Genomic DNA, 1,098 nt, shown 5'->3' with positions numbered 1-1,098 from the left:
AAATATTTTCTTGGTTTGGCTCCGGAAGACAACGTTATTCACCCCACCACACTCACGAAATTTCGGCGCCTACGTTTAAAGAATGAGGACTTTTTAGATCAGCTTATTTCGAAATCCATTGAAATAGCTATCCAAAAAGGAGTCATCACCTCGAACACCATTATTATCGATGCCACTCACACGAAATCCGCTTATAATGCCAAGTCTCCGATTGAACTATTAAGAGAGCGGTCAAAAAACTTACGAAAAAAAGTGTATCAAATTGATGACACACTGAAAGAAAAGTTGCCGAAAAAATACACTGGTTCTGAGTTAACAGATGAATTAGCCTATTCAAACGAATTATTACAACTGCTTGAAAAAGAACCGAAGGTAGCTTCAATCCCAGGAATTAAGGAACGTATGAATTTATTAGAAGAAACCATTGAGGATGATTTAGAACACATAAAAAGCACCGTCGATCATGACGCAAAAATAGGACATAAAACAGCTGATACAGCGTTTTTCGGGTACAAAACTCATATCGCAATGGATGATAACCGGCTTATCACAGCTGCGGTTGTGACGACAGGTGAAAAATCAGACGGGAAATATTTTACTGAGTTAATTGAAAAAACAGAACAGAATGGTATTGCTGTAAAAACAGTTCTTGGGGATGCTGCGTATTCTGGTAAAGATAACTTAAGTTATGCAAAAAAGAAACGCATTAAGCTTGTCGCAAAATTAAACCCCAACGTTTCAAAAGGTGGGCGTAAAGATAGTGATGGGTTTATGTTTAATAAAGATGCAGATATGATGGTCTGCCCTGCAGGTGAATTGGCAGTCCGAAAAGCACGCCAAGGAAAGAAAAATCAAAATGCAAATCAAGTGATGACCTACTATTTTGACGTTGAGAAATGTAGAAAATGTCCTATTCGTGAAGGGTGTTATGCGGAAGGCGCAAAAAGTAAAACATATTCCATTTCAATTAAGTCTGATCTACATCAAGAACAAATTGAGTTTGAAAATACAGAAGAATTCAAAGAATTAGCTAAAAATCGCTATATGATTGAAGCGAAAAATAGTGAGATAAAAAACCGGCATGGATACGCGACCAGT

Annotated in this window: 1 protein-coding gene; it reads left to right on the top strand. The window is 37.2% G+C overall.

The features are described 5' to 3' along the window. Positions 1 to 1,098, top strand: a 1,098-nt coding sequence (locus I6N95_RS26865; RefSeq protein ID WP_209533247.1) for a transposase, incomplete at both ends; no start/stop codon positions are given.

This window comes from Vagococcus allomyrinae (assembly GCF_017829975.1).
Classification (GTDB): Bacteria; Bacillota; Bacilli; order Lactobacillales; family Vagococcaceae; genus Vagococcus_D; species Vagococcus_D allomyrinae.
Note: the sequence above shows the minus strand (reverse complement) of the source record. Positions and strands in the feature narration are given on the sequence as shown.